Annotated in this window: 29 protein-coding genes and 1 tRNA gene; 15 read left to right on the forward strand and 15 right to left on the reverse strand. The window is 70.0% G+C overall.

The features are described from left to right. Positions 1 to 6 precede the first annotated feature (6 nt). Positions 7 to 828, forward strand: coding sequence for a glycoside hydrolase family 16 protein (locus BJ959_RS03340; protein WP_153982594.1), 822 nt, complete (start codon positions 7 to 9; stop codon positions 826 to 828). Positions 829 to 942: 114 nt separating this feature from the next. After that, positions 943 to 1,789, forward strand: a protein-coding gene (locus BJ959_RS03345) for an IS5 family transposase (RefSeq protein WP_243738983.1) whose coding sequence is annotated in 2 segments (ribosomal slippage) — positions 943 to 1,248 and positions 1,250 to 1,789 — 846 coding nt in all. Because the reading frame shifts where the segments join, the coding sequence is not laid out codon by codon here. On the opposite strand, the gene BJ959_RS03350 is transcribed toward BJ959_RS03345, so the two are convergent. The 4 genes from BJ959_RS03350 to BJ959_RS03365 form a co-directional block, all read right to left on the reverse strand. Then, the gene (locus BJ959_RS03350; RefSeq protein ID WP_026095586.1) at positions 1,770 to 2,099 is read right to left on the reverse strand and encodes a hypothetical protein; all 330 of its coding nucleotides are present in this window, start codon (positions 2,097 to 2,099) and stop codon (positions 1,770 to 1,772) included. The two genes, BJ959_RS03345 and BJ959_RS03350, sit on opposite strands and share 20 nt — an antisense overlap. 63 nt (positions 2,100 to 2,162) lie before the next feature. Then, positions 2,163 to 2,582: a nuclear transport factor 2 family protein gene (locus tag BJ959_RS03355; RefSeq protein ID WP_153982593.1), complete on the reverse strand. Its 420-nt coding sequence runs from the start codon at positions 2,580 to 2,582 to the stop codon at positions 2,163 to 2,165. Continuing rightward, positions 2,579 to 3,556: an agmatinase gene (speB, locus tag BJ959_RS03360; protein WP_183321864.1), complete on the reverse strand. Its 978-nt coding sequence runs from the start codon at positions 3,554 to 3,556 to the stop codon at positions 2,579 to 2,581. Before speB ends, BJ959_RS03355 begins: the two co-directional genes overlap by 4 nt. Positions 3,557 to 3,672: 116 nt before the next feature. Beyond that, the gene (locus BJ959_RS03365) at positions 3,673 to 5,235 is read right to left on the reverse strand and encodes a purine-cytosine permease family protein (protein WP_153982592.1); all 1,563 of its coding nucleotides are present in this window, start codon (positions 5,233 to 5,235) and stop codon (positions 3,673 to 3,675) included. 98 nt (positions 5,236 to 5,333) lie between these two features. Between BJ959_RS03365 and BJ959_RS03370 the strand changes: the two genes are divergently transcribed. Together BJ959_RS03370 and BJ959_RS03375 are read left to right on the forward strand one after the other, a co-directional pair. After that, positions 5,334 to 5,999, forward strand: a complete 666-nt coding sequence (locus BJ959_RS03370; protein WP_153982591.1) for a cyclase family protein — start codon at positions 5,334 to 5,336, stop codon at positions 5,997 to 5,999. Positions 6,000 to 6,099: 100 nt separating this feature from the next. Further along, on the forward strand, positions 6,100 to 6,648 hold the full coding sequence (locus tag BJ959_RS03375) for a helix-turn-helix domain-containing protein (RefSeq protein WP_153982590.1): 549 nt from the start codon (positions 6,100 to 6,102) through the stop codon (positions 6,646 to 6,648). Between the two features lie 49 nt (positions 6,649 to 6,697). On the opposite strand, the gene BJ959_RS03380 is transcribed toward BJ959_RS03375, so the two are convergent. The 3 genes from BJ959_RS03380 to BJ959_RS03390 all read right to left on the reverse strand — a co-directional run bounded on the left by BJ959_RS03380 (position 6,698) and on the right by BJ959_RS03390 (position 9,404). Further along, positions 6,698 to 7,159, reverse strand: a complete 462-nt coding sequence (locus BJ959_RS03380) for an acyl-CoA thioesterase (RefSeq protein ID WP_153982589.1) — start codon at positions 7,157 to 7,159, stop codon at positions 6,698 to 6,700. A 74-nt stretch (positions 7,160 to 7,233) separates the two neighbouring features. Then, complete coding sequence (ettA, locus tag BJ959_RS03385) at positions 7,234 to 8,916, reverse strand: energy-dependent translational throttle protein EttA (protein WP_153982588.1); 1,683 nt, start codon at positions 8,914 to 8,916, stop codon at positions 7,234 to 7,236. A gap of 5 nt (positions 8,917 to 8,921) precedes the next feature. Beyond that, entirely contained in the window at positions 8,922 to 9,404 is a 483-nt protein-coding gene (locus BJ959_RS03390; protein ID WP_153982587.1) for a DUF6993 domain-containing protein, read from the reverse strand. Positions 9,405 to 9,765: 361 nt separating this feature from the next. Here BJ959_RS03390 and BJ959_RS03395 point away from each other — a divergent pair, with 361 nt between their 5' ends. The 4 genes from BJ959_RS03395 (at position 9,766) to BJ959_RS03410 (ending at position 14,575) form a co-directional block, all read left to right on the forward strand. Continuing rightward, positions 9,766 to 11,142, forward strand: a complete 1,377-nt coding sequence (locus BJ959_RS03395) for a hypothetical protein (protein ID WP_153982586.1) — start codon at positions 9,766 to 9,768, stop codon at positions 11,140 to 11,142. A gap of 63 nt (positions 11,143 to 11,205) precedes the next feature. Further along, positions 11,206 to 11,592, forward strand: a complete 387-nt coding sequence (locus BJ959_RS03400; protein WP_153982585.1) for a response regulator — start codon at positions 11,206 to 11,208, stop codon at positions 11,590 to 11,592. After that, the gene (locus BJ959_RS03405) at positions 11,589 to 13,928 is read left to right on the forward strand and encodes a hybrid sensor histidine kinase/response regulator (protein WP_153982584.1); all 2,340 of its coding nucleotides are present in this window, start codon (positions 11,589 to 11,591) and stop codon (positions 13,926 to 13,928) included. Before BJ959_RS03400 ends, BJ959_RS03405 begins: the two co-directional genes overlap by 4 nt. Beyond that, positions 13,925 to 14,575 carry a response regulator gene (locus tag BJ959_RS03410; RefSeq protein ID WP_153982583.1) on the forward strand — a complete coding sequence of 217 codons (651 nt, stop codon included), beginning with the start codon at positions 13,925 to 13,927 and terminating at the stop codon, positions 14,573 to 14,575. The genes BJ959_RS03405 and BJ959_RS03410 overlap by 4 nt, the downstream gene beginning before the upstream one ends. A gap of 90 nt (positions 14,576 to 14,665) precedes the next feature. On the opposite strand, the gene BJ959_RS03415 is transcribed toward BJ959_RS03410, so the two are convergent. Together BJ959_RS03415 and BJ959_RS03420 are read right to left on the reverse strand one after the other, a co-directional pair. Beyond that, entirely contained in the window at positions 14,666 to 15,145 is a 480-nt protein-coding gene (locus tag BJ959_RS03415) for a single-stranded DNA-binding protein (protein ID WP_153982582.1), read from the reverse strand. Between the two features lie 185 nt (positions 15,146 to 15,330). After that, positions 15,331 to 16,041, reverse strand: a complete 711-nt coding sequence (locus BJ959_RS03420) for a TetR/AcrR family transcriptional regulator (protein WP_153982581.1) — start codon at positions 16,039 to 16,041, stop codon at positions 15,331 to 15,333. A gap of 85 nt (positions 16,042 to 16,126) precedes the next feature. Here BJ959_RS03420 and BJ959_RS03425 point away from each other — a divergent pair, with 85 nt between their 5' ends. Further along, positions 16,127 to 16,804 (forward strand): DUF4386 domain-containing protein, encoded by a 678-nt coding sequence (locus BJ959_RS03425; protein WP_207949255.1) that lies wholly within the window; start codon positions 16,127 to 16,129, stop codon positions 16,802 to 16,804. On the opposite strand, the gene msrA is transcribed toward BJ959_RS03425, so the two are convergent. Further along, on the reverse strand, positions 16,801 to 17,325 hold the full coding sequence (msrA, locus tag BJ959_RS03430; RefSeq protein WP_153982579.1) for a peptide-methionine (S)-S-oxide reductase MsrA: 525 nt from the start codon (positions 17,323 to 17,325) through the stop codon (positions 16,801 to 16,803). The two genes, BJ959_RS03425 and msrA, sit on opposite strands and share 4 nt — an antisense overlap. 63 nt (positions 17,326 to 17,388) lie before the next feature. Here msrA and BJ959_RS03435 point away from each other — a divergent pair, with 63 nt between their 5' ends. The 3 genes from BJ959_RS03435 to BJ959_RS03445 all read left to right on the forward strand — a co-directional run bounded on the left by BJ959_RS03435 (position 17,389) and on the right by BJ959_RS03445 (position 20,212). Continuing rightward, positions 17,389 to 18,411, forward strand: a complete 1,023-nt coding sequence (locus BJ959_RS03435) for an aldo/keto reductase (protein WP_153982578.1) — start codon at positions 17,389 to 17,391, stop codon at positions 18,409 to 18,411. A gap of 66 nt (positions 18,412 to 18,477) precedes the next feature. Beyond that, positions 18,478 to 19,455: an EamA family transporter gene (locus BJ959_RS03440; RefSeq protein WP_153982577.1), complete on the forward strand. Its 978-nt coding sequence runs from the start codon at positions 18,478 to 18,480 to the stop codon at positions 19,453 to 19,455. A gap of 34 nt (positions 19,456 to 19,489) precedes the next feature. Further along, entirely contained in the window at positions 19,490 to 20,212 is a 723-nt protein-coding gene (locus BJ959_RS03445) for a hypothetical protein (RefSeq protein WP_153982576.1), read from the forward strand. Between the two features lie 21 nt (positions 20,213 to 20,233). On the opposite strand, the gene BJ959_RS03450 is transcribed toward BJ959_RS03445, so the two are convergent. The 3 genes from BJ959_RS03450 to BJ959_RS03460 all read right to left on the reverse strand — a co-directional run bounded on the left by BJ959_RS03450 (position 20,234) and on the right by BJ959_RS03460 (position 23,167). Next, the gene (locus BJ959_RS03450; protein WP_221234917.1) at positions 20,234 to 21,628 is read right to left on the reverse strand and encodes an aminotransferase class V-fold PLP-dependent enzyme; all 1,395 of its coding nucleotides are present in this window, start codon (positions 21,626 to 21,628) and stop codon (positions 20,234 to 20,236) included. 65 nt (positions 21,629 to 21,693) lie between these two features. Then, positions 21,694 to 22,176, reverse strand: coding sequence for a YqhA family protein (locus BJ959_RS03455; protein ID WP_153982575.1), 483 nt, complete (start codon positions 22,174 to 22,176; stop codon positions 21,694 to 21,696). Between the two features lie 10 nt (positions 22,177 to 22,186). Then, complete coding sequence (locus BJ959_RS03460) at positions 22,187 to 23,167, reverse strand: alpha/beta fold hydrolase (protein ID WP_153982574.1); 981 nt, start codon at positions 23,165 to 23,167, stop codon at positions 22,187 to 22,189. Between the two features lie 371 nt (positions 23,168 to 23,538). Here BJ959_RS03460 and BJ959_RS03465 point away from each other — a divergent pair, with 371 nt between their 5' ends. From BJ959_RS03465 to BJ959_RS03475, 3 genes are all read left to right on the forward strand, one after another. After that, on the forward strand, positions 23,539 to 24,432 hold the full coding sequence (locus BJ959_RS03465; RefSeq protein ID WP_153982573.1) for a tyrosine-type recombinase/integrase: 894 nt from the start codon (positions 23,539 to 23,541) through the stop codon (positions 24,430 to 24,432). A gap of 7 nt (positions 24,433 to 24,439) precedes the next feature. Next, positions 24,440 to 24,512 (forward strand) — tRNA-Arg (locus BJ959_RS03470). 43 nt (positions 24,513 to 24,555) lie between these two features. Next, entirely contained in the window at positions 24,556 to 24,744 is a 189-nt protein-coding gene (locus BJ959_RS03475; protein ID WP_153982572.1) for a hypothetical protein, read from the forward strand. Positions 24,745 to 24,749: 5 nt separating this feature from the next. Here BJ959_RS03475 and BJ959_RS03480 read toward each other — a convergent pair whose 3' ends face one another. Then, complete coding sequence (locus tag BJ959_RS03480) at positions 24,750 to 25,091, reverse strand: DUF4190 domain-containing protein (protein WP_165879025.1); 342 nt, start codon at positions 25,089 to 25,091, stop codon at positions 24,750 to 24,752. A gap of 304 nt (positions 25,092 to 25,395) precedes the next feature. Then, on the reverse strand, positions 25,396 to 25,704 hold the full coding sequence (locus tag BJ959_RS03485; RefSeq protein ID WP_153982570.1) for a hypothetical protein: 309 nt from the start codon (positions 25,702 to 25,704) through the stop codon (positions 25,396 to 25,398). Positions 25,705 to 25,711: the final 7 nt, after the last annotated feature.

Raw genomic sequence — 25,711 nt, forward strand, 5'->3', positions numbered from 1 at the left:
GTCGGCGTGCGAGTCGGCGACACCCTGCCTCCCTCACGGCTCGATCGCTCGGGCTATCGGCTCGCCGTCGACGAGCGCTTCGACGGCCCCGAGCTCGATACCGCGCGCTGGCTGCCGCACTACCTGCCGCAGTGGAGCACCCCCGACCGCTCGGCGGCGCGCTACACGCTGGGGACTGACGGCACGCGCGGCCTCACCCTGCGCATCGACCACGACCAGCCAGCGTGGAGCCCCGAGTACGACGGCGAGCTGCGGGTGTCGAACCTGCAGACGGGCGTGCGGTCGGGGCCGGCGGGGTCGGGCTCGGGCCAGCATCCGTTTCGCGAGGGTCTCGTCGTGCGCACCCCGCAGCCGGAGCAACGGCTGTGGCTGCCCCACTACGGCCTCATCGAGATCAGCCTCGTGCCGTGCCTGCACCCGCGCGCACTCACCGCCCTGTGGCTGATCGGCTTCGAGAGCACGCCCGAGCAGTCGGGCGAGCTGTGCGTCGTCGAGCTGTTCGGCCGCGACATCCGCGCCGATGGAGCAGGCCGGGTCGGCGTGGGCGTGCACCCCTTCGGCGACCCCGGGCTGCGCGACGACTTCGTGCAGGTCGAGACGGCGGTCGACCTGCGGCGGGAGCGCACCTACGCGGTCGAGTGGATGCCCGGGGCCGCGCGCTTCTTCCTCGACGACGAGCTCATCGCCGAGACCGGCCAGTCACCCGCCTACCCGCTGCAGCTCATGCTCAACCTGTACGAGCTGCCCGACGGGAACCCGCGCGACCCCGCCGAGTACCCGCTCGAGGCGCGCGTCACCGGCGTGCGGTACTCGCAACCGGTCGCCTGAGCGCGATCGCCGGAGCCCGCCGGCTAGGGCGTGTTGATCAAGAGGTTCCGCTCCTCGGTGGGTGAGTCTTGAACGGTGACGCGACAGGAGATCTCTGACGAGGTGTGGGCCGTGATGGAGCCGTTGATGCCGACGGTGACCGGTCGGTCGCGGCCGTGGACGGATCACCGGCTCGCTATCGAGGGGATGGCGTGGAAGTACCGGACCGGTGCGCCGTGGCGTGACGTTCCGGAACGGTTCGGGAAGTGGAACTCGATCTACAAGCGGTTCAACCGGTGGGCCGGGGACGGCACCTGGCAGAAGCTGCTCACCGAGGTGCAGAAGCAGGCCGACGCCGCTGGGGAAATCGACTGGGTCGTCTCGATCGACTCCACGATCGCGCGCGTGCATCAGCACGGCGCGACCCTCGCCCGGGACACAGGGGGCTGTGCCGAATCACAAGAATCCGTGGTCCGAGCCGCCTGATCACGGGATCGGACGCTCCCGCGGCGGGCTGACGACCAAACTGCACCTGGTCTGCGACGGCCGCGGCCGGCCGCTGAGCATGATGATCACCGCCGGGAACATCAACGACACCACGATGATGAGCGCGGTGCTGGAGAACATCCGCGTTCCCCGCGACGGGAAGGGCCGCCCCCGCACCCGCCCCGACCGGGTGCTCGCCGACAAGGGGTACCCCTCAAGGGCGAACCGCGCCTGGCTCCGCGACCGGAGGATCGCGGCGACCATCACCGAGCGGGACGACCAGATCGCGCACCGCCGCAAGAAGCCGGGCCGGCCGATCGCTTTCGGCGACAAGCAGAAGGAACGCTACAAGGGACGCAACGTCGTAGAACGCTGCTTCAACCGTCTCAAGCAGTGGCGCGGCATCGCGATGCGCTCGGACAAACTCGCCCGCAACTACCGAGCCGCCGTCAGCCTCGCCGCGGCGCTGATCTGGATCAAGACCGATCTCCGCTGAGCGCTTCGCGCTCCTGCAGCGTGCGCTCAAGCTGTCCCACCGTCGGCGCACCCGCAAAGCCGCGCTCGGTCAGATAGACCCTGCACGCCAAGTCGGCAGTGTTCCCCTGGGACGGGAACAAGTCCTGACCGTCCAGAAGAATCGTGGGCGAGCCCGCGAAACCAGAGCTCACCGCCTCAGCCTCGGTGCGGATCAACACGAACTCCACCGGAACATCGCCCCGTCCGATCGAGTCGAGCACCAGCCGTACTCGATCGCCCGCCTCCTGCCAATTCGGGCAATCCTCGATATGCAGCACCTGGATCTTCACACGCCCATTCTCCCGCGCAACTCGCGGCGGCTGGCCACCCCGCACCTTCTTGATCAACACGCCCTAGGCGGCGTCGGCCGCCGACGAGAGGTGCTCGTGCACGGCCACCCAGCGGCCGTCGCGGTGCGCGAAGACGATCGTCTCCCGCTCGTCAACCTCCGACACCTCGCCGCCCAGCTCGACGCGCGAGTGCACCGAGTGCGTGAAGATCGCGACGTCGCCGAGCAGCTGCACGCGGCGGTCGCTCGAGGTGCAGCCGTGCACCCGGAATCCGTCCTCGCGCTCCCACTGGGCCCACAGGGCCTCGTAGTCGGCGCGGCTCTCGAGGCGGCGGTCGGCGGTGTGGAAGACGAAGGTCGCGTCCTCGGCGAAGCCGGCGAAGTAGGCCGCTGTGCGGTGCTCGCCGAAGTCGTCGACGATCGCGTCGGCGGCGGCCAGCACGGCCTCGGTCACGGCCGCATCGGGCTGGTTCGTTCCGGTCATCGTGCACTCCTCGCCTGGGCCAGCACCGAGAGCAGCTCGTAGGCCGCGTGTGCAGCGGCGATGCCGGTGATCTGGGCATGGTCGTAGGCCGGGGCGACCTCGACGATATCGGCACCGACCAGGTTCACGCCCGCGAAGCCGCGCAGCACGGCCAGCAGCTCGCGGCTGGTGAAGCCACCGGCCTCCGGCGTGCCGGTGCCCGGCGCAAAGGCGGGGTCGAGCACGTCGATGTCGATCGACACGTAGACGGGACGGTCGCCGACCCGAGCCCGCATGCGCTCGATGACGCCGGGCGCGCCGAGAGCATCCATCTCGGTCGAATGCACGATCTGGAAGCCGAGGTCGCCGTCCTGGTCGAGGTCCTCGGTCGTGTACAGCGGGCCCCGGATGCCGATGTGCAGGCACGAGTCGGCGGCGAGCAGGCCCTCCTCCGAGGCTCGGCGGAAGGGCGTGCCGTGCGTGTAGTCCGCCCCGAAGTAGGTATCCCAGGTGTCCAGGTGCGCGTCGAAGTGCACGACCGCGATCGGGCCGTGCGTCGCGTGCATCGCCCGCAGCAGCGGCAGTGCGATGGTGTGGTCGCCGCCGAGGGTCAGCAGCGAGGCCCCGGTCTCGAGCACGCGCGTCGCGCTCTGCTGGATGCTCGCCAGCGCCTCCTCGATCGAGAACGGGTTCGCCGCGACGTCGCCGCCGTCGACGACCTGCTGCACGGCGAACGGCGAGACATCCTGCGCGGGGTTGTAGGGGCGCAGCAGGCGCGACGACTCGCGGATGTGCGAGGGCCCGAACCGCGCGCCGGGGCGGTAGCTGACGCCGGTGTCGAACGGCACACCGAGGATCACCACGTCGGCCGCGTCGACCTCGTCCCACCGTGGCAGACGGGCGAAGGTCGGGGCGCCGCCGTACCGGGGCACGACGGTCGCGTCGACCTGGCCCAGGTTGCCGTTCACGTGCAGGCGCGGGGTCTGCTCGTCCATCTGCTCAGTCTCTCCGATCGGGGGTGGAAGGGGTTCGGCCGGCACCGCGCCGCAGGGGCACGCGATGCCGGCCGAGTCGGTGCGGCCGACCCGGAGTCGCCGGGTCGACCGTCAGCTCAGCCCGCCCGGCGGGCGGCGGCCTTGGCGGCCGCCGAACCGTGGTCGGTGACGATCGCCTGCGGCTCACCGGCGCGCTCGCGCACCAGGCGCGGGCCCTCAGCCGGGTAGACGTAGGTCGGCTCGGGGAAGATCAGCAGGGCACCGATGTAGAGGATGGCCGCCGAACCGATCGCCACGATGAGGCTCAGGTCGACACCGCCGGCGACGGCGTTGAACGGACCCTCGATGACCGGCGGGTAGTAGGCGAACATGAGGCCGAGCACCGCCGAGGCGATCCAGGCGACCATGCCGCGCCAGTTGACACCGGCGGTGAACCAGTAGCGACCGCCGGTCTCGCCGCGGTTGAAGACCTGGAGGTCATCGCGCGAGAACGCGCCCCGCCGCACGAAGTACCCGATCGCCATGATGACCATCCACGGGGTCGTCGTGACGATGATCGCGCCGACGAACGCGTTCACCGCTCCGAGCAGGTCGAAGAAGATGCGACCGAGCAGGATGAACAGGAAGGCGATGACCCCGATGAAGATCGTGGCGCGCACCCGGCTGAAGCTCGGGAAGACCGACGAGAAGTCGAGGCCCGTGCCGTAGAGCGAGGTCGAGCCGGTCGAGAGACCGCCGATGAAGGCCACCACCATGAGCAGCACCGCGTACCAGAGCGGCGAGGTCTGGATGAGCGCGAACACGTAGTCGGCCTCCCCCGCCACGAGCGTCGCCGTGGCGACACCGAAGAGGAACGGGATGATCGTGAGGCCCTGGCCGAGTGCGGTCGCGGCGAAGAGCTTGCGCGCCGGGGTCTTCGCCGGGATGTACCGCGACCAGTCGCCGAGGAAGGCGCCGAACGAGACCGGGTTCGACATCACGATGAGGGCGGAGAGCACGAAGGTGGGCAGGAAACCTCCGAGGAGGTACTCGCCGGTGCCCGCATACGACGGGTCGAACGTGCCCGAGAAGGCGACGATCGCCAGGAGGAAGAGCACCGAGTTCGCGATGACGGCCGTCTTGTTGATCAGCAGCATGAACTGGTAGCCGTACACGACCACGATGATCACGATCAGGCCGATGAGGCCGTAGATGACCGTGCGGAGGCCGATGGAGTCGGGCACGCCGGCGAGACGGTTGAGCGCGCCGACGAGGGCGTCGCCGCCGACCCAGACCGAAATCGAGAAGAACGCGACCGCGGTCAGCAGCGAGAGGAACGAGCCGACGACGCGGCCGCGGACGCCGAAGAAGGCGCCGGAGGAGACGGCGTTGTTGGTGCCGGTCTTCGGGCCGAAGAGACCCATCGGCATGAGCACGAGGATGCCGGCCGCGAGGCCGAGCACCACCGCGCCGACGGCCTCCCAGAACGACAGGCCGAACAGGATGGGGAAGGTGCCGAGCAGCACGGTGGCGAAGGTGTTCGCGCCGCCGAACTGGATGCGCATCAGGTCGACCCAGGTCGACGTGCGGTCGGAGTCGGGCACCGTGTCGATGCCGCGCTGCTCCACCTCCGTGGCCTTGGGGCGCGGGTTCAGGGCGATGTCGTCGTACGAAGGGACAACGACTCTGTTGTCGGTCATGAGGGTCGTCTACTGGGGAAGGCAGGGGGTGGCCTGCGAGGGTGTGCAGTGCGGCTGACTATAGACGCATCTTTCCTGTCGTGCAAAGCTTCTTGACCATGAAGATAGATCGCGTCGTCGACCTCTCCGTGCCCCTCACCGCCGAGACCCAGGTCTACCCCGGCGACCCCGAGGTGCGCTTCACACCGCACAGCACGGTTGACGCCGATGGCTTCAACCTGCTCTCCGTCGCCATGGGCTCGCAGAGCGGAACCCACGTCGACGCCCCGTACCACTTCGACGATGCGACCCCGCGCATCGACGAGCTGCCGCTCGAGCGCTTCGTCGGGCGCGGTGTGATCGTGGATGCTCGCGAGGCCGGTGAGCGCGGACGCATCACTCCCGCCCACCTCGCGCCCGTGCTGCCCCGCCTCGAGCCCGGCGTCATCGTGCTGCTGCACACCGGCTGGAGCGCGCACTACGGCACCGAGCGCTACTTCGCCCACCCGTACCTCGACCGCGAGGCGTGCGCCCTGCTGCTCGAGCACGGGGTGCGCACGATCGGCATCGACGCGATCAACCTCGACGAGACGCCCGACGAGACGCACCCGGGCGAGGGGTTCCCCTGTCACCACCTCATCGCCGAGGTCGCCGGCGTGATCATCGAGAACATGACCAACCTCGCCGCGATCCGCAGCGCCGAGCCTCTGATCTCCGTGCTGCCCCTCGCCTTCGTCGGCGCCGACGGCGCACCCGTACGGGCCGTCGCCCTCGAGGTCGATTGACCTGCGCGACGACGAGTGCCGCGGAGAGCATCCGTCGGCGCTCGTCGAATCGGCGCTCGTCGAATCGGCGCTCGTCGAATCGGTGCGGAAGGATGGAGACATGACCAGCGACGTCAAGATCGGTGCCCGGCTGCGCGCCGCCCGGCTCGCGCGCGGGCTCACGCTCGAGGCGGTCGGCCAGGCCGCCGGCATCAGCCAGGGCTTCGTCAGCAAGCTGGAGCGCGACCAGGTGTCGCCGTCGGTCGCCTCGCTCGTCGCCATCTGCGAGGCGGTCGGGCTGAAGGTCGGCGAGCTGTTCGAGCCGCCGCCCTCGCAGATCGTGCGCGCCGGCCAGGGCGCCCCCATCAACTTCGGAGGGGAGGGCGCCGAGGAGTTCCTGCTCACCCCCGGCACGCAGACCGACGTCGAAGTGATCCACTCGATCATCCAGCCCGGGGGCTCCGCCGGTGACGACCTCTACAGCCTCGACTGCGACGTCGAGTTCGTCTTCGTGCTGCGCGGCAGCCTCACGGTCACGCTCGCCGACGACGACCACACGCTCGACGCCGGCGACTCGATGACTTTCCGCGGGCGCGACCCGCACACCTGGCGCAACGCCTCGACCGACACGGTCAGCGAGGTGCTCTGGGTGCTGGCGCCCGCCACCTGATCGAGCGCCGTGCCGGCGCCGCGCGCGGGCGACGCGCGCGGTCGACATCTCAGCCGCGGAACGCCAGCGGCTCCCCCACGAACGGTTCCCAGGCCGCGCGGGCCTCGTCGGGCAGCCGCCGAGGCGCGCCCGAATCGCGGTCGACGAGCACGATCGTCGTCGCGGCCCGCACGTACAGGGTGCGCGGCTCCTGGCCGACGGGGCCGAACACTTCGTAGCAGACCTGCAGGCTCGCGCCGCCGAGGCGGCCCATCCACAGCTCGACGTCGAGCGGCTCGCGGTGGTACGGAATCGGCGCGCGGTACTCGATCTGCTGCGCGGCGATCAGGGTGAGCATCTCCGCGCCCGCGCCCGTCTCGAGCACCGCCGTCGGCGGCGACGCGGGCCCGCCGCCCCAGAAGGCGGCGATGCGCGCCTCCTCGAGCAGGGTGAACATGCGGGCGTTGTTGACGTGCCCGTGAGCATCCAGGTCGCTCCAGCGCACGGGGATCGCGACGTGCAGGCGGGTCATCGCGCCCTCGCGCCGTGCCGCTGCGTCACGCGCGGCACCTCGTCGTCAGCCGACACACGGATGCTCCCCCGCGGTCAGTCGCGCGTCAGCTTGCGGTAGGTCACGCGGTGCGGCCGCGCGGCCTCGGCGCCCAGACGCTCGATCTTGTTCGCCTCGTAGGCCTCGAAGTTGCCCTCGAACCAGTACCAGTTCGCCGGGTCCTCCTCGGTGCCCTCGTAGGCGAGGATGTGCGTCGCGATGCGGTCGAGGAACCACCGGTCGTGCGTGATGACCACCGCGCAACCCGGGAACTCCAGCAGCGCGTTCTCGAGCGACTGCAGCGTCTCGACGTCGAGGTCGTTCGTCGGCTCGTCGAGCAGCAGGAGGTTGCCGCCCTCCTTGAGGGTGAGCGCCAGGTTGAGGCGGTTGCGCTCACCGCCGGAGAGCACGCCGGCCTTCTTCTGCTGGTCGGGGCCCTTGAAGCCGAACTTCGACACGTAGGCGCGCGAGGGGATCTCGGTCTTGCCGACCGTGATGATGTCGAGGCCGTCGCTGACGACCTCCCACAGCGTCTTGTTCGGGTCGATGTTGGACCGGCTCTGGTCGACGTAGCTGATCTTGACCGTCTCGCCGATCTTGAGGTCGCCGCCGTCGAGCGGCTCGAGCCCCACGATGGTCTTGAACAGGGTCGTCTTGCCGACACCGTTCGGGCCGATCACACCGACGATTCCGTTCGGCGGCAGGCTGAAGCTGAGGCCGTCGATGAGGGTCCGGTCGCCGAAGCCCTTCTGCAGGTTCTTCGCCTCGATCACGATCGAGCCCAGGCGCGGACCGGCGGGAATCTGGATCTCCTCGAAATCGAGCTTCCGCGTCTTCTCCGCCTCGGCCGCCATCTCCTCGTAGCGGGCCAGACGGGCCTTCGACTTGGCCTGGCGGCCCTTGGCGTTCGAGCGCACCCAGTCGAGCTCGTCCGCGAGTCGCTTGGCGAGCTTGGCGTCCTTCTTGCCCTGCACCTCGAGGCGCTCGGCCTTCTTCTCGAGGTAGGTCGAGTAGTTGCCCTCATAGGGATACAGGCGGCCGCGGTCGACCTCGGCGATCCACTGCGCGACGTGGTCGAGGAAGTACCGGTCGTGGGTGATCGCGATCACGGCGCCGGGGTACTTCTGCAGGTGCTGCTCGAGCCAGAGCACGCTCTCGGCGTCGAGGTGGTTGGTGGGCTCGTCGAGCAGCAGCAGGTCGGGCTTCTCGAGCAGGAGCTTGCAGAGCGCGACACGGCGCTTCTCACCACCGCTGAGGTGGGTGATCTGGGCGTCGCCGGGCGGGCAGCGCAGGGCATCCATCGCCTGCTCCAGCTGGCTGTCGAGATCCCACCCGTTCGCCGCGTCGATATCCTCCTGCAGGGCGCCCATCTCGGCCAGCAGCGCGTCGAAGTCGGCGTCGGGGTCGGCCATCGCGAGCGAGATCTCGTTGAAGCGGGTGATCTTGCCGTGCAGCTCGCGCACGCCGTCCTGCACGTTCTCGAGCACCGTCTTCGACTCGTCGAGCTCGGGCTCCTGCATGAGAATGCCCACGGTGTAGCCGTCGCTGAGGCGCGCCTCGCCGTTCGACGGGGTGTCGAGCCCCGCCATGATCTTCAGGATCGTCGACTTGCCCGCACCATTGGGGCCGACCATGCCGATCTTCGCGCCGGGGAAGAACGACATCGTGACGTCATCGAGGATGAGCTTGTCGCCGACCGACTTGCGGGCGCGCACCATGGTGTAAATGAACTCGGCCATGGCTCTCAGTCTAGAGAGGCTGTGCGACCCACCAGGCACCGGCCGGTGCCGAGCACCTCGGCCAGCTCGGTCACGACCTCGCCGTCGATGACCTGACCCAGCAGGCACTGCCCGTCGATGAGAACCCCGATGAGGATCGAGTCGGCGGGCGCGTCGATCCGAGTGCGGTCCTGCGTGATCTCGATCGCCTCGCGATCGAAGCCCGCCTCGACGAGCGTGCGCAGCAGGCGCTTGCTCGAGGGGCTCGGATTCTCCTCGACGAGTCGTGTGAGCACGAAGACGAAGTACGGACGGTTCTGGCCGGCGGTGCCGCCCTCGACGAGTTCCGGGTCCGGGGTCGCGGTGGGGGTCGGCGTCGCCGTCACCGAGGGCGTGATCGTGGGCGTCGGCAGCGGGGCCGCGGGTGCGCATCCGGCGACGAGGCCGAGCACCAGGGCGGCGGCCAGGGCGATCATCCCGCCGACGGATGCTCCGCTCCGCTTCCGCACGTCGTCCACCTCTCCCGGCCGCCGGTCGTCGGCCGCCTCGATTCTAGGGCCACAACCGCGGCGCGACCGGGAGCCGGGGCCCGTTCGCATTGCGAACACGGCCAAGAGGGCATGCATTGCACTGCAGCGGCGGGCGGAGCATGATTCCAGTTCGGAACATCAGCGGGTGGTGGTCGGGGGATCACCGGGGGCCCGCAGGAACCGGAGGATCGGAATCGTTCGGGTCGATTCCGAGTTCCTCACGATTCGCGGTCGTTCCTGGTCTCTTCGGGTGGGACCAGGAACGACCGCTCTCGTTAAGGCACACTGTGGGCATCCCGAGCCGCTGCATTCATTCCCGCTCGGAGAAGGCAGGGGCGAGATGACGATTCGCGAGGCGCTGGGCGGGCCCTGGGCCGCCCACTGGCTCGTGCTCGTCGCCTTCCTGCCGCCGACCACACTGCTGGTGATCCTGCGGGAGTCCGCGACGCCCTACCCCGAGTGGTGGTGGCCGCTGGTCTCGGCCGGGGCGCAGCACCTCGTGACCGGCGCGGTGATCCTCCTCGGCGCACGCATCGCCCGTGCGCGACACGACATCGTGCCCCTGCCGACCGTGCTCGCGATCTGGACGCTGGGGGCGGTGCTGCGCGGCGTCGTCGCCGGGGTGCTCGCGGAGCAGGTGGCCGGTGTTGACGGCCAGATCCTGATCCGCTCGGCGATCTGGGTGCTCGTTAGCCTGGTGTGGGTGCCGCCTGTCGTCTACGCGATCGCGCAGTTCGAACGGCGTCGGTTGATCCTCGGCGCCATCGATATCACCGAGTTCGAGCTCGATCGCGCCCGGCCGCGCGCCGACGCCTCGAGTGCCGAGGTGCAGCGGCAGCTGCGCATCGCGATCGCCGAGTCGCTCGCGCCGGCGCTCCACGATCTGCAGGGCAGCCTCGACGCCAGCCGCACCCGCTTCGATCGCGGGGCGGTCGCCGAGCTGAGCCTGCGGGTGTCGAAGCTGCACGACGAGGCCGCCGACCTGCTCGAGTCGGCTCGCGAGGCGCCGAGCCATCCACCCCGCGCCGTCGCTTCGTTGCGCCGTGCCCTCGACGTGCCTCCGCGGCGGCCCTGGGTGGCCGCCCTCCTCGTGGGATCCGGGACGATCGCGCTGATCGTGTTCGACGCGTGGATCATCTTCGGGAGCCTCGCCGCTCTCGAGGTGGCCATCTCGACCGCCGCCGCCGCGATCGTCATCGGCGCGGTGCCCGCCGCCGTGGGCGTGGTGAACCCCGAGGTGCTGCAGAAGAGCGGCCAGCGCATCACCGGCCTCGCCGCCCTGCTCGGCGTCTTCGTCGCCACCGTGCTCATGCTGAACAGCGGCATCGACCCCATCACCTGGCACGGCCTCGTGCTGCTGCCCCTGCTCGCGCTCGGCCTCACGATCGCGACGGCGACGGCGACGGCAGCGCTGCTGCTCGCCGATGCCAACCTCGATGCCGAACGGCGGCTCACCGCCCTGCAGGGCGAGCTCCACGCCCTGTACGAGCGCAACGCTGCGCTGATGCAGCGCGAGCGCGAAAGGCTCTCCGACCTCATGCACGGCCCGGTGCAGGGGCGCATCGCCGCCTGCATCATGGCGTTGAACTTCCACGCCGCAAGTGACGCGACCCCCGAGCAGGGCCGCGATCTCGCCGACTCGGTGCTCGAGCACCTGCGCGCCGTCTCGCGCGACCTCGCGAAGATCACGGGCGCCGCATCCGTCACCGCCCCCTAACGGGGGCCGTCGCTGACCCGTTGTTCCTGTCGAGCAGCACGGCGCGACCCGTACACTGCAGGCATGACCGCACCCGAGGGGTCGCTCGCCACCGTGCTCATCGCCGACGATGACGCCCTGGTGAGGGGTGTGCTGCGCATGGCACTCAGCCGGGCCGGGTACGACGTCGTCGAAGCGGCGGATGCCCCCACGGCGATCGCGGCCGCCGCGGAGCACTCACCCCGCGTCGTGGTGCTCGACATCAACATGCCCGGGGGCACGCTCCCCGAGACGCTCAGGGCGCTGCGCGCCCAGCACCCCGCGATCGCCGTGCTCGTTCTCAGCGGTGAGAGCAACGCACCGCGCAACCTCGAGGGGCCGCTCGCCGACTTCGCGCGGAAGCCGATCGAGCTCGACGACCTGCTCGATCGCGTGCAGCGCCTCGTCGATCCGGTGACGGACCCGCAATGAGCGGCGCCGTCGGGGAGCGCGAGGGTGCCCTCGCCGCGACGGTGAACGCCCTCCGGGCAGCTTTCCGGTCGAGCCCCGACTCGGTCTTCGTGATCGACACCGAGAACCGCTTCCTGATGGTCAACGAGACCCTCTGCCAGTTCCTCCGGGTGACGGAGGACCAGCTCCTCGGCCAGCCCTACGACCGCTCGGCGCGATCGACCGATGCCGAGCGGATCCGCGAGGCCGTGGCCGTCGCGCTCGACGGCACGTGGTCCCGGTACCGCAACTCCGGAACCCGGTTGAACGGCGAGGAGTTCATTGCCGAAGTGACCCTCTTTCCGCTGCGCCTCAGCGGCGACGACGTGGTCGGCGTCGTGGGCATCGCCGTCGATCTGACCGAGGTCGAGGCGCAGGAGGTCCAGGCCCGCCGTGGGGCCGACCTGCTCCGGCTCGCCGGCCGTATCGCCCGCTTCGGCGGCTGGTCGGTCGACGCCGCCACGAGGGCCATCGACCTGTCGGAGGGTGCCCGCCACCTGCTGGGCATCGCGAATGACGAGCCGAACCTGAGCGAGGCGGCCTGGGCGCTGCATCCGGAGGAGGAGCGGCCGCGCATCACGGAGCATCTCGAGCGATGCATGACCGACGGCACGCCGTTCGAGCTCGAGAGCGTCATGTTCACTACGACCGGCGAGCGTCTGGTGGTCAGGACGGTCGGCGAGCCGGAGCGGCGCACCGACGGCGTGATCATCGGCGCGCGGGGCGCCATCCTCGACGTCACGGCGGAGGCGACTGCTCGTCAGCGCATGGAGTACCAGGCCGCCCTCATCGACAACGCCCGCGATGCGATGCTGGTGCGCGAGGTAGACGGCACCGTGCTGTTCTGGAACCGCGGCGCGGTCGAGCTGTACGGCTGGTCGCAGGAGGAGGCGGTGGGTCGCAGCGCCTACGACCTCATCGGCATGGAGCCGTCGGAGCGGGCGGCAGCGATCGACGAGTTGATGCGCACCGGGTACTTCTCCGGCGAGGTTTCACAGCGGACCCGTGACGGACGGACGATCATCGTGGACGTCCGATGGCAGCTGCTGGTCGACGACGAGGGCGAGACGACCGGGGTGTTCGCCGTGAACACGGATATCACCGAGTATCGACGCGAGCAGGAGAATCGGCAGCGGGCCCAGCGGCTCGAGAGCCTCGGGACGCTCGCCGGCGGCATCGCCCACGACCTCAACAACGTGCTCACCCCGATCCTGATGTCGGTGCAGCTGCTCGCACAGGACGAGGCGGACCAGGAGCGCCGTGAGATGCTCCGCACGATGGAGGCCGCGGCCAAGCGCGGGGCGGAGATGATCCGTCAGGTGCTGACCTTCGCCCGCGGCGTGGACGGCCGACGGGTCTCGATCGATCCGAATGTGCTGCTGGATGACCTGGTCTCGCTCACCCGCGACCTCGTGCCGCGCGGCATCACGGTGACCGTGCAGCGGGACACCGAACTGGGCACCACCGTGGGCGACCCGACCCAGCTGCTGCAGGTGCTCGTGAACCTGATCACCAATGCCCGCGACGCGGTCGGCGATGACGGTCACATCTCCATCACGGCGAACACGCTGACGATCCTGGACGAGTACTCCTCGGTCAGCCATGCGGCGGCCCCCGGCTCCTACCTGCAGATCGCGGTCGAGGACAACGGGCATGGCATGCCGCCCGCGGTCGCGGAGAAGGTCTTCGAACCCTTCTTCACGACCAAGCCGCACGGCCGCGGCACCGGCCTGGGGCTCTCAACGTCGCTCTCGATCGTCCGGGGCCACGGCGGCTTCATGCAGGTGTACAGCGAGGAGGGGCGCGGCACGCGCTTCATCGTCGGGCTGCCGATCGACACCAGCCAGCCCGAAGGCGCAGCGCAGGCCGCAGAGCAGCACGCCAGCGAACTGCCGCGCGGGGAGGGCGAGGTGATCCTGGTCGTGGACGACGAGGAGTCGATCCGCTCGGTCGCGCGACGCACCCTCGAGGCCTACGGCTACCGGGTTCTCGTGGCCGGAAACGGGCAGGAGGCAATCGCCGAGATCGAGAACGGCTCGACCCCTGTCGCTCTCGTGATCACCGACATGATGATGCCGGTCATGGACGGTGCCGCGACAACCGCCTACCTCGAGGAGCACCATCCCGACCTGCCGATCATCGCCTCGAGCGGGTTGAGCTCGGGAGGAGAGTCGGGTTCCGACCCGGGCGGGGTCGGCATGGGCATCGCCCGATTCCTGGCAAAGCCGTACACGACGCACACCCTCATCACCTCGGTCAGCGATACTCTTCGGGAGCACCGAACCCGCACGGAGACGCAGACGGAGGAGGACCGGTGACCGCACCCGACGGTCGTCAGTTGCGCGTCGTCATCGCCGACGATGACGCGTTCACCCTGTCATTGGTGAGCAGCGGGCTGGAGAGCCGCGGCTTCGCGGTGACCGCTGCCACCTCCGTCGCGCAGGCGCTGGAGGCCGTGCGCGAGGTCGACCCGCACGCGATCATCAGCGATCTGAACTTCGGCACGACCGAGACCGGCGCCGAGCTGTTGCGCGCGGTCGCCGACGAGTTCCCCTGGGTGGGCCTGGTCGTGCTCACCTCCCACCGCTCCCCCGAGCTCGCCGTCGCCAATCCGGAGAAGATCCCCGCCGGCGCGGTCTACCTGGTCAAGGCGCAGCTCGGACGGATCGACGACCTGGTCGATGCGGTCGGACGCGCGATCAGCGGTCAGGAGCCGGAAGCCACGGAGAGTGAGAGCGACGACGACGTGCCGGTGGTGACCGCGGCGCAGGCCGAGGTGCTGCGGATGCTCGCCGAGGGTGCCTCGACCCGCGCGCTCGCCGAGGCGCGCGGCACGACGGTGCGCGCGGTCGAGACGATGCTGCACCGGCTCTTCCTCGCACTCGGCCTGGATACCAGTGAGAACGCGAACCCCCGGGTGGCCGCTGTCACGCTCTGGCAGCGCGGCGGGATCCGCGTGCGCTAGCCCGGCGTGCGCGGCGCCATCGTGGGTCGCCTGCACGCCGACGGCCCCGAACGTGTCGCTCGGGGCCGTCGATCGTCAGGCGGGGCTCGATCAGAATGGGACGGAGCTCGCCCCGACCAGGGTCGACTCGGCGGACGGCGCGGGCGCATCGTCCATGCCGTCGCTCTCCGCCGCCGACGTACCGGCCTCCTCCGCGCTGTCGGTCTTGGCCGCAACGACCGTGCGCGTGAAGGTCGCCCGGCCCCAGGTGAGATCGTGGCCGATCGACTCGGCGTCGATCTCGATGGTGGTTCCCGACTTCTCTCCGCTCTCCCAGTCGCGGATCCGCACGCGCCCGATGACGATGACCCGCTGCCCCTTCTCGATCGAGCTGGCGACGTGCGTGCCGAGCTGCCGGAAGGCGGTGACGGTGTACCAGTTGGTGTCGCCGTCCACCCACGCGTTCTGCCCGCGGTCGAAGCGGCGCTGGTTGGAGGCGAGACGGAACGAGGTGATGGTGAGCCCCTCGCTGGTGACGATGTGGCGGGGGCTGGTCGCGACCAGGCCGGTGAGGGCGATGGTGTCGGTCATGGGTTCTCCTGACGCTGGGGTCGACCCCGGCGGCGGATGGACGCCGGGTGGGCGCCGGCGGTTCGTGCCGGAGAACGCCGGCGCCCGCCCCGAGAGTGCCTGTCACTGTCGGGGCGAGGCACCAGCATCCGGAGACTGTCGTCGCGTGATCGCGAGAAGCCGGGTCGGGAGGAGAGGTGCTGCGATCAGTGCGATGCCCACCCGGCCTCGTGCAGCCGCCCGAACGCGTCGAGCAGCAGATCGAGGGTGAAGACGAACTCGGCGTCGGTGTCGCAGGCACCCAGCGGGTTGCGCTGCGCCGTGTCGACGGCGATCGCGACGACGTGCGGGAAGTGCGCGGCCAGGGCTTCCAGCTCGGCGGGCTCGGGAGCGGGGGCGGCCGCACCGGTTCCCGCGGCACCGGCAGGAGCATCCGGGGCCGCGAACGCCTCGGGGCTGAAGCCCCAGATGCGGTGCCCGAGCGCGTGCATGGCGTGGTGCACGAGGTCGTACGAGAGCCCCCCTCCCCGCAGATCGCCGGCGACGGCGTTCATGTACGCGAGCACCGTCGGGGTGCGCAGGGTGGCGCGCTCGATCGCGCAGCGCAACCAGGGATGCTCCTGCAGGGCGTCCCGGGCCCCGAGAACGCGCTGCCGCACCGCGTCGCGCCAGCCCGCATCCGGTTCGGGCGCGGGGTACCGGGCGACGACGCTGTCGATCATGCCCGCGACGAGGTCGTCCTTGTCGACAACGTGCTTGTAGAGGGCCATCGGCACGACCCCGAGCTCGGCCGAGAGCCGGCGCATGCTCACCGCATCGAGCCCGTCGGCGTCGGCGAGCCGGACCGCCCCCTCCAGCACCTGCGCGCGGCTCAGGCGCCCGGCAGCCCGGGCGGCATCGGGGGTCGCTCTTGACATGGTGTACAGCGTACGCCTATGGTGTCGAGGTGCAAGGTGTACGCCGTACACCTTGTCTCATCCCCATCCCGCTCGAGAGGAACCCATGTCCACCGACCGCCGCCTCGCCCTCTGGGCCGGCATCGCCTACCTGGTGACCTTCGTCACCTCGATCCCCGCCCTCGCGCTCAAGACCCCGCTGCTCGAGAGCGGCGCCGAGCCCGGCCTCGCGGCCTGGGGGCTCGTGCTCGAGATCACGCTCGCCTTCAGCTGCGTCGCCACAGCCGTGCTCCTGCTGCCGATCGCGCGCCGCGTGAGCCAGACGCTCGCCGTCGGCTTCGTCGCCTCGCGCACGGTCGAGGCCGGGATGATCCTGTCGGGTGTGCTGCCGGTCATGGCGCTGATCGCGCTCGGGCGCGACAACGCGATGTCGCCGGCGCTCGTCGAACTCCACGACGCTGCGTTCCTGCTCGGTCCGGCGTTCATGTCGGCAGTCAACGCACTGCTGCTCGGCACCGTGATGCTGCGCGGGCGCCTCGTGCCGCGGATCATCCCCACGATCGGCCTCATCGGCGGGCCGCTGCTGCTGCTGTCGTCCTACGGCGTCGTGCTCGGTCTCTGGGAGCAGACGGGCACCGTGGGCGCGGTCGCGGCCCTGCCGATCGCGGTGTGGGAGTTCTCGCTCGGCGTGTGGCTGATCGTCAAGGGCGTGCGGCTGCCCGCCGCCCCGCTCGAGGGCGCGCGCGGCGGAGGCGCATCCGCCCCGGCGGTGGTCGGCCGCTAGGCCTTCACGTACGACGCGTAGGAGGCGCGGATCTTGTTGACCTTGGGCAGGGCGACGGCGAGGCAGTAGCCCTGCCCAGGGTTCTTCGCGAAGAAGTCCTGGTGGTACTCCTCGGCGATGTAGTACGGGCCGAGCTTCTCGATCTGGGTGACGATGCCGCCGTCCCAGTACTCCGATGCCCGGTCGCGCGCGGCCTCGAACAGGGCCTTCTGCTCGTCGTCGGCGTAGAACATCGCCGAGCGGTACTGGGTTCCGATGTCGTTGCCCTGACGGTTCAGCTGCCGCGGGTCGTGCAGTGTGAAGAAGACGTCGAGGATCACGTCGGCCGGGATCACGTCGGGGTCGAAGGTCACCGCCACGGCCTCGGCGTGACCGGTCGAGCCGGTGCACACCAGCTCGTAGCTCGGGTTCACGACATGGCCGCCGGTGTAGCCCGACACCACGTCGTGAACGCCGTCGAGAACGCGATAGACCGCGTCGAGGCACCAGAAGCAGCCGCCGGCCAGGTGGAAGGTTCGCATAGGCGAATACTAGGCGGCCCGCTCGTGCACGAGCCGGGCATCCGCCGGTCGTACGCTGTGTGCATGGCCGACACCCACGACGCGTACCTCGCCGCCGACGACCGCTACGACCGCCTTGAGTACGCGCGGGTCGGGCGCAGCGGGCTGCGGCTGCCGCGCATCTCGCTCGGCCTCTGGAACAGCTTCGGCGACGACCGCCCGCTCGCGACGCAGCGCGCGATTCTGCGCCGCGCCTTCGACCGCGGCGTGACCCACTTCGACCTGGCGAACAACTACGGGCCGCCCGCCGGCAGCGCCGAGCAGAACTTCGGCACGATCCTCGCGCAGGACTTCGCCCGCTACCGCGATGAGCTCATCATCTCGACGAAGGCCGGGTACTACATGTGGCCCGGGCCGTACGGCGAGTGGGGGTCGCGCAAGTACGTGCTGAGCTCGCTCGACGCGAGCTTGCAGCGCATGGGCCTCGACTACGTCGACATCTTCTACCACCACCGCCCCGACCCCGACACGCCCCTCGAGGAGACCATGGGCGCCCTCGCGAGCGCGGTGCAGAGCGGCAAGGCGCTGTACGTCGGCATCTCGAACTACGACGCCGAGCAGACGCGCGCCGCGCACCGCGTGCTCGCCGACCTGGGCGTTCCGCTGCTGATCCACCAGCCCCGGTACAACATGTTCGACCGACGCATGGAGGAGGGGCTGCTGGATGCTCTCGCCGAGCTCGACCTCGGCAGCATCGTCTTCTCGCCGTTGGCGCAGGGGCTGCTCACCGACCGGTACCTGGGCGGCGTGCCCGCCGACTCGCGCGCGGCCGAGGGGCGCTGGATCACCGCCGACACGATCGACGACGAGTACCTGGAGCGGGCTCGAGCGCTCAACGCGATCGCCGAGGCGCGCGGGCAGTCGCTCGCGCAGCTGGCCCTGCTGTGGGTGCTGCGCCACCCGCAGGTGACGAGCGCTCTCATCGGCGCGAGCAGCGTGCGCCAGCTCGACAACAGCCTCGACACGCTCGAGGGGCCCGCGCTGACGGCCGACGAGCTCGCGGCGATCGAGCCGCACGCCGTGCACGGCACCGGCTCGCGCCGCTGACCGCGCGCGACTCCCCCGCACCACCCCTCACCCTCCTCGCCACCCCCGACCTCGGAAAGACGCGCCATGGGATACGTCTACGCCCTCCTCGCCGCCGTGCTGTTCGGCGCGAACGGCAGTGTCACGAAAGCGACGATGGAAGCGGGACTCACCCCCGCGCAGGTGACGGAGTTCCGCCTCGTCGGCACCGCGATCATCGCCGGGCTCGTGCTTCTCGTCATCGACCGCAGGGCGTTCCGCCTGCCGCGGTCGCAGTGGCTGATCATGATCGTGCTGGGCGTGTTCGGTGTCGCCCTGCTTCAGGCCACCTACGCCGCGGCCGTGCAGCTGCTGCCTGTCGGCATCGCCCTGCTGCTCGAGTACACCGCCGTCGTCATGGTGGCGCTGGTCGCCTACTTCATCTTCCGCGAGCCCGTGAAGGCACGCCTGTGGGTGGCCATCGCCTTCGTGCTGCTCGGCCTCGCGGTCGTGGCGCAGGTCTGGGCGAGCACCCTCGACGCACTCGGCGTCGTGCTCGCGCTCGCCGCGGCCGTCTGTCTGGCCCTCTACTTCTTGATCGGCGAGCGGCAGGTCGCCCGCACCTCGCCGCTGGCCGTGTCGTTCTGGACGATGTCGATCGCGGCCGTGTTCTGGAGCTTCGTCTCCGGCTGGTGGGAGCTCTCCCCCGGGTTCCTCACAACCCCCGTCGACCTGGGCGGGGTGCACGGCGAGTTCCTGGTGCCGATGGCGGTGCCGCTGGCCTGGAACATCCTGCTGGGCTCCTTCGCCCCCTTCCTGCTGAGCCTCGCGGCGCTCGGGCGCCTGCCGGCGACGGTGGCCGGCATCACGGCGTCGAGCGAGGTCGTCTTCGCCTTCGCGGTCGCCTGGATCTGGCTCGGCGAGGCCCTGACCCTGGTGCAGGTGATCGGGGCCGCCGTCGTGCTTGCGGGCGTCATCCTGGCGCAGACGGCTCGAGTGTCGAAGACGGTCGTCGATGCCGACCTGGCCCTCGCCACCGGCCCGATCACGATCGTGCGCGAATCCGACTCACCCTCAAGGACCTAGCCATGACCCCCGTTCGGGGGGTAGCCTGCCCGTCATGGACTGGGGGAACAGTGCTTTGCAATGGCTGGCGTCGGAGGAGGGGTGGCGCGTGCTCTCGGGCGCGATCATCCCGGCGCTCGCGATCATCACCGCCGGCATCATCGCGGCCCTGATCGGGCGGGGCACCACGCGGCGCCTCATCGCGATGCAGCAACGGGATGCTCTCGGGGCCGCACTCGGAGGCTTCCTGCTCGCGGGCCGCAAGGCCGCGGAGTGGACCGTGCTGAGCGACCTCGAACGCGCGCAGCTCGACCACCTCATCGCGGAGGCCGAGACCCGCATCCGTCTGCTGCCGATCGCCGGCGCCGGCCTCGCCGCGTCGTGGGCCGCCCACGAGCTCGCCGCGATGAAGCGCGATTCGGCGGGCTTCCAGTTCCAAGCCCAGCAGACCCTCGCCGAGTACCGCGACCGACTGGTCGCCTGGAGCGAACGGCCGCGGCAGGCGAAGAAGCTGTTCGGGGCCGACCTCGAGCGGTGGCGCTACGAGGAGGCCGCGACGCCGTCCGACGACGGCCCGACCACCCGCGGCGGCGGTGAGGGCGCGCACGCCCCCGAGGACACCTGGATTCCGCAGACTTCCGCGAGCGAGCCCTCGCCGCTGACGCCGGAGCCGCCGACCGCGGTCGCGACGGCGACCGGCAGCATGCCGCTCATCATCACCTCGCCGCTGCCGGCGAGCACGGTGCGCGACCGCGTGCTGCCCGCCTCGGCGGGCTGAGCCGGACCGGGCGGCGATCCCCTAGTGGGTCGCCTCGTACGCCCGGCGCGACCACATCGAGACGTGGTGGTGCATCTCGGGGATGAGCGGCTCGTGCTCGGGCTTCATCAGCACGCTGCGCATGATGCGCCCGCGCTCGGCGTCCTCCTCGAGGTGGATGCCCCGGGCGCGCAGCTGGGCAGGGGTGACGACGTAGGTCGCCAGGTGCGTCTGCTGGGGGCGCGTGGTGTCGGCGGCGAACTCGAAGATCGCGTGGCTCACGCGGTCGAGCTCCGACATCGAGGTGACCCTCGGCAGGTAGGTGATGATGTCGAGCTCGGGGCGCTGATAGGGCTGCAGGATGTCCGACTCGGCGATGAGCCCGTGCCAGGTCTGCGCCGCGCGGTAGCCGGGCAAGACGATGCCGCCGAGCCCCTGCTTCGTGAGCGGGAAGACCTTGAGCGTCGCCCACAGCGCCGCGGCGCTTGCACCGGCGCGCGAGCACTCGAGCTGGATCTCGCCGAAGTGCCGCTCGGTGCTCGCGAAGTACGTGTACGGCGACTCGTGGTGGTAGAACCGCAGGATCGACTGGTCGGTGAACAGCACCGCGCCGCAGCCATAGGGCTGGAGGCCGTGCTTGTGCGGGTCGACGACGACCGAGTCGGCGTCCTTGATCGCCCGGAAGTGCCGCGCCGTCTCCGGCTCGAGCTCGTCGGCGATGATCGAGAAGAATCCCCCGTAGGCGGTGTCCACGTGCACACGGGCGCCGTGCGCCCGTGCGAGCGGGATGATGTCTGCGAGCGGGTCGACGGCGCCGAGCCCCGTCGTGCCGAGGGTCGCGACGACGACGCCGATGCGCCCGGTCGCGAGCTCGCGCTCCAGGGCGTCGAGGCTCATGCGGCCGTCAGCCTCGGTCGGGATCCCCACCGTCGGCATGCCGAGCACCTCTCCCATGCGGGCGTGCGTGTAGTGGGCATCCGCCGAATGCGCGATAGCCGAACCGGGCGCAATCTCTCGGCTCACCCACAGAGCCTCGAGGTTGGCCGTCGTGCCGCTCCAGGTCAGGTGACCCATGTAGTCGACGGGGTAGTCGAACATGGCGGCGAGCTGGTCGAGGACCTCGTGCTCCATGGCCGTGGTGGCCCGGCTGGCGTCGATGGAGTGGTTGTTGGGGTTGAGCTGCATGGTCGCGATGTAGGCGGCCATCGCGACCGGATGCGGCGGCTTGAGCATCTGCCCGGCGTACTGCGGGTGGAAGTACGGGAAGTTGTCGTCGAGGCGCTCCACAAGCTCGGCGAGCACGCCTTCCACCTGGTCGGGGTCGACGTGCTGGCTGGGATGCACCTCCCACTGCCCGTACGTGTCCTTCAGGGTCTGGATGCCCTGGATGGCCTGCGGTAGCAGCTCCTCCAGGGTGACGGCACGCTTGTGGCCCACGCCGCACTCCTTCGTGTCGGGGATGTGCGGCGAGTCTAGCGCGCGGTCGTTCGGGTGCGTACGACCTAGGTGCCCTTCTCGTCTTTGCGTGTCTCGCCCGTGCGCGTGGCATACGAGAAGAGCGCCAGGCCGGCGACGATCGCACCGGCACCGATGCCGTAGGACATGACGTCAGCAGCCCGGTTCGCGTCGACCAGGACGCCGACGAAGATCACAGCGATGATCGCCACCACGACACCGACGAGTTTCGACTTCAGGTCGTCCAGGTTGGTGACCCGCAACCACGCGGGCACCGGAAGATCGGCGTCGACGAACAGCTCGTAGAGGCCGTAACCGATGACGAGCAGCACCGTGCCGAGCAGAATCGCGTCGATCGCGGTGAGAACATCGACCGTCGTCGTCTTGAGGTCGGCCCCGAACCACACGGTGTCGACGATGACCATGACCGTCGCGACCGAACCCTGGAGCATGAGCAAGATGCCGCCGAGGATGGCGGCCACAGCAGGGAGGGCGACCACGAAACGGGTGGCGCCGAGGAGGCGTCGCATGGCGCCGATGCTACGTCGTGCTGGCTCCGAGCCAGGTGAGGAGTGCGGCGACGAACTGCTCGGGCCTCTCCTCGTGCGGCAGATGACCCGCGTTCGGGATCACCACCAGCTCGACATCGGGCAGCAGGGTCGCGAGCCGCTCGGTGTCGGCCGTCGCGACGATGGTGTCGGTGGAGCCCGTGATGAGCAGAGTCGGCACGGAAAGCGCGTCGAGGTTCGTCGCGAGCGCGTTGTCGCGCGGGGAGGTCGTGAAGCGCCACAGCGCGGCCTCCCAGCCGATGACCGTCAGCGGCGCCCGGTACCCGGCGCGCACGGCGTCGGTGAGCGCGGCCGGGTCGGCGAAGCTCTGCTCGAGGATCTGATCTCCCGACGATGCGATGCCCTGCACGAGCAGGGGGCCGAGGCGGTCGATCTGCGGGAGGCCGAGCACCGGGGTCAGCCAGGCGGGGGGCCCACCGCCGCCGAGCACCGCGGGTGCGACCAGCACCAGTCGGTCGACGCGGTCGGGGTGGAGGCGGGCGTACTCCCCGGCGACGAGGCCGCCGGCCGAGTGGCCGACGAGGATCACGTCGCGGGCATCCGCGAACCGGTCGATGACCGCGTCGAGCAGCGCGAGGTTGCCGGGCACGCCGTAGGGGTTCTCGCCCTGCCACCCGGTGGGACGCTCGGTGAAGCCGAAGGCGGGGCGGTCGTAGGCGACGACGTCGCCCAGCACGGCGAGCGGCTGCAGCACCTCGCGCCACGAGAACGTGCTCGCGCCGAAGCCGTGCAGCAGCACGATCACCGGCGGGTCGGCGCTCTCGCCCGAGTAGGTGGCCGTCTCGACGTGAACGCTGAGACCGCCCACCTCGACGAACTCCGCACCCGGCCCGGCGGCCTCGCGCTCGGTCAGCGTGCCCGAGGTCTCGACCGGCACCAGGAACGGCACGATCAGCGCGGCGAGCACGCCGCTGAGCAGCGCCCACACCGCCGCCCGTCGAAACCGCTTCATACCCCTCACGCTAGGCGCTCACGCCCAGCGTCTGCCGAGACGCGAAGCGCGGCGACCGCGCTCGGCGCGCGGAAGCGCCACTGCGCCGCAGAAGCGGCGGCGCAGCCAGACAGCACGGTCGAGACGCGAAGCGGCGTGACCGCGCTCACGCCGCGGACGCGGCGCTGCGCCGCAGAAGCGGCGGCGCAGCCAATATACGCCGCGCCCTCGGCAGGAATCGAACCTGCGACCAAGAGATTACAAGTCCCCGGTACCGGCCAAGACCCGCCCCACCAACCGACGCGACCGCGGCACGGGGCCCTCCAACCGCGTCCGCTAGACCCAGTTGACGGGCTAGAACAACCGCCGTACGGGAAGTTGACTCACGTTCCATGAACGCCGAAGACACCCTCACCTACTGGGCCGCCTACATGCGCGCCCAACACTGCACTGAACGCACCATCCGCGAACGGATGATCTTCATGCGCTCCGTCCTCCGCCACACCCAAGCCGAGAACTTCGACCAGATCACCAAGCCGCAGCTCATCACCTTCCTCGGCCGCCCCGACCTCACCGGCCGCACCAAACAGAACTACCGCTCCGCCCTCCACACGTTCTTCACCTGGATGCAAGACGAAGGCCTACGCCTCGACAACCCCGCCGCACGCCTCCCCCGCCCCCGCGTCGAATACCGCGAACCCAACCCCGTCAGCACCGAGAACATCCAGACCCTGCTGACCTCAGGCATCCGCGGCCGCACCGTCATGATGGTCCTCCTCGCCGCCTACCAAGGCATGCGCGCCTCCGAGATCGCCGCCGTCCACGGCTCCGACATCGACCTCACCGCCGACACCATCACCGTCCGCGAAGGCAAAGGCCGCACCACCATCACCCGCCCGCTACACCCGCTCGTGCGCAACCTCGCCATCGCCGAGTCCTACCCGACCGACAGCTGGTGGTTCCCCGGCCTCATCGACGGCGAACACGTGCGCGGCAAATCGGTCTCGAGCACGCTCAACGCTGCGTTCCGCCGCGCCGGCATCACCGGCCACCGTGCGCACGACATGCGCAAATGGATGGGCACCACCCTGCTCGAGCTCGGCGCTGACGGTATCGACGTCCAGCATGCACTCCGGCACCGCGACCAGCAGACCATCCACGTGTATGTCCGGCCCGGCCAGGATCGCCTCAGAACGGTGATCGAGGGCCTTCCCAGAGTGCACGTCCCCATGAGCCCAGAGGCGGCCGCACGCCGCCGCACGCGACCACCCAACCGGGTAACCTGACGGTCGAGCCCCCGTAGCTCAATGGATAGAGCATCGGCCTTCTAATCCGGTGGTTGCAGGTTCGAATCCTGCCGGGGGCGCAGACCTGAAGGTGACCAAAAAGTCACCCAAGGAGTCACCACCATGAAGCTGTTCAGCAAGATCATCAGCGGCATCGGCCTGGTCACGCTCGTGATCATGGGTATCGCCGCACTGTTCCTCACCGGGTACGCTCTGCAGCTCAGCGGCTGGGGGTGGGTCGCGATCGTCGCGATCTTCGGTCTGGTCGGCTACTGCCTGTACGACATCCTCCGGGACGAGAAGAGCAAGTAGCCGGGCTACCGGCCGTCGGCGAGCAGCGCGGCCACGAGCGGTGCCGCCAGCGCCAGGTAGCCGAGCGCCACACCCCAGACCGCCATGCCGCGGCCGCGCCGCTCTGCCCGCTTGATCGTCGACAGTGCGACGTGGCCGAGCACGACAGCGATCAGGGCGGGCACGCCCACGACGATGAGGTAGAGGAGAACGGCGAGGAAGCCGCCTGAGCGGATCAGGAGCGCCAGGAGCGCGGGGAGTGTCGTGAGGAGTCCGAGGATCAGCGAGGCGATCGCGAGGCCGCTCACGGGCGGCAGTGGGGTGCGGGCGGGGAAGTAGTCGCGGGCCAGGCGGTCGGCGTTGCTCACCTGTGGAGTATCCCAGCCGTGGCCGCGCTGAGTCGAGAAGCTCTCTGCATGGATGACCTCGCGTTCGCTGCCGACCCGAACTGCCCGCAGTGCCTCGAACGGATGCAGCTCGTGGTCAGCGGCTGGTGGTGCCCTCACTGCCGCATCGCGTCCGGCCCCGCGCATGCAGAAACGGCCCCGAGCTCCCACCCGTAAGGGTGAAGCTCGGGGCCGTCCTAATGCCCTGCCTACTGGCAGGACTCACACTGCAGATCGTCCATCGGGTCGACCGGCACCTCATAGCCGGCGACCTGCTCGCCGCCCATCACTCGGACGAAAGAGAGCCGAGGCCGGTCTGGGCCGGGGACTGATATCCCAGGCGACCCAGCCACGCGTTCACCGCCGGGATCGCCATCACGCGGGCGATCGCACCAGCGATGGCGCCCGCGGTGCCGACGATGCCGAGCAGCCACAGGTAGGCGTGTTCGGGCAGCACGTCCCGGAGTGCTTCGAGGATCTCCGGTGCGATCGCGGCGAACGCGAGGAACGCGCTGACGAGGGCGAACGTGACGCCGAGGATGTTCTGCAGGATGGTGCGGGCCGTGGCAACCCACGGTGCGGTGATCGGGTTCATGGTGACC

This window comes from Microcella frigidaquae, from assembly GCF_014200395.1.
In the GTDB taxonomy this organism is placed as follows: domain Bacteria; phylum Actinomycetota; class Actinomycetes; order Actinomycetales; family Microbacteriaceae; genus Microcella; species Microcella frigidaquae.

Excerpts from the sequence above, each read along its gene's own strand:
- BJ959_RS03355 (WP_153982593.1), bottom strand. The coding sequence starts at position 2,582 with ATGACCGGAACGAACCAGCCCGATGCGGCCGTGACCGAGGCCGTGCTG.
- speB (WP_183321864.1), bottom strand. The coding sequence starts at position 3,556 with ATGGACGAGCAGACCCCGCGCCTGCACGTGAACGGCAACCTGGGCCAG.
- BJ959_RS03365 (WP_153982592.1), bottom strand. The coding sequence starts at position 5,235 with ATGACCGACAACAGAGTCGTTGTCCCTTCGTACGACGACATCGCCCTG.
- BJ959_RS03460 (WP_153982574.1), bottom strand. The coding sequence starts at position 23,167 with ATGAAGCGGTTTCGACGGGCGGCGGTGTGGGCGCTGCTCAGCGGCGTG.
- ettA (WP_153982588.1), bottom strand. The coding sequence starts at position 8,916 with ATGGCCGAGTTCATTTACACCATGGTGCGCGCCCGCAAGTCGGTCGGC.
- BJ959_RS03435 (WP_153982578.1), top strand. The coding sequence starts at position 17,389 with ATGGCCGACACCCACGACGCGTACCTCGCCGCCGACGACCGCTACGAC.
- BJ959_RS03420 (WP_153982581.1), bottom strand. The coding sequence starts at position 16,041 with ATGTCAAGAGCGACCCCCGATGCCGCCCGGGCTGCCGGGCGCCTGAGC.
- BJ959_RS03425 (WP_207949255.1), top strand. The coding sequence starts at position 16,127 with ATGTCCACCGACCGCCGCCTCGCCCTCTGGGCCGGCATCGCCTACCTG.
- BJ959_RS03380 (WP_153982589.1), bottom strand. The coding sequence starts at position 7,159 with ATGACCCGCCTGCACGTCGCGATCCCCGTGCGCTGGAGCGACCTGGAT.
- BJ959_RS03455 (WP_153982575.1), bottom strand. The coding sequence starts at position 22,176 with ATGCGACGCCTCCTCGGCGCCACCCGTTTCGTGGTCGCCCTCCCTGCT.
- BJ959_RS03395 (WP_153982586.1), top strand. The coding sequence starts at position 9,766 with ATGACGATTCGCGAGGCGCTGGGCGGGCCCTGGGCCGCCCACTGGCTC.
- BJ959_RS03475 (WP_153982572.1), top strand. The coding sequence starts at position 24,556 with ATGAAGCTGTTCAGCAAGATCATCAGCGGCATCGGCCTGGTCACGCTC.
- BJ959_RS03465 (WP_153982573.1), top strand. The coding sequence starts at position 23,539 with ATGAACGCCGAAGACACCCTCACCTACTGGGCCGCCTACATGCGCGCC.
- msrA (WP_153982579.1), bottom strand. The coding sequence starts at position 17,325 with ATGCGAACCTTCCACCTGGCCGGCGGCTGCTTCTGGTGCCTCGACGCG.
- BJ959_RS03445 (WP_153982576.1), top strand. The coding sequence starts at position 19,490 with ATGGACTGGGGGAACAGTGCTTTGCAATGGCTGGCGTCGGAGGAGGGG.
- BJ959_RS03485 (WP_153982570.1), bottom strand. The coding sequence starts at position 25,704 with ATGAACCCGATCACCGCACCGTGGGTTGCCACGGCCCGCACCATCCTG.
- BJ959_RS03415 (WP_153982582.1), bottom strand. The coding sequence starts at position 15,145 with ATGACCGACACCATCGCCCTCACCGGCCTGGTCGCGACCAGCCCCCGC.
- BJ959_RS03405 (WP_153982584.1), top strand. The coding sequence starts at position 11,589 with ATGAGCGGCGCCGTCGGGGAGCGCGAGGGTGCCCTCGCCGCGACGGTG.
- BJ959_RS03400 (WP_153982585.1), top strand. The coding sequence starts at position 11,206 with ATGACCGCACCCGAGGGGTCGCTCGCCACCGTGCTCATCGCCGACGAT.
- BJ959_RS03440 (WP_153982577.1), top strand. The coding sequence starts at position 18,478 with ATGGGATACGTCTACGCCCTCCTCGCCGCCGTGCTGTTCGGCGCGAAC.
- BJ959_RS03370 (WP_153982591.1), top strand. The coding sequence starts at position 5,334 with ATGAAGATAGATCGCGTCGTCGACCTCTCCGTGCCCCTCACCGCCGAG.
- BJ959_RS03375 (WP_153982590.1), top strand. The coding sequence starts at position 6,100 with ATGACCAGCGACGTCAAGATCGGTGCCCGGCTGCGCGCCGCCCGGCTC.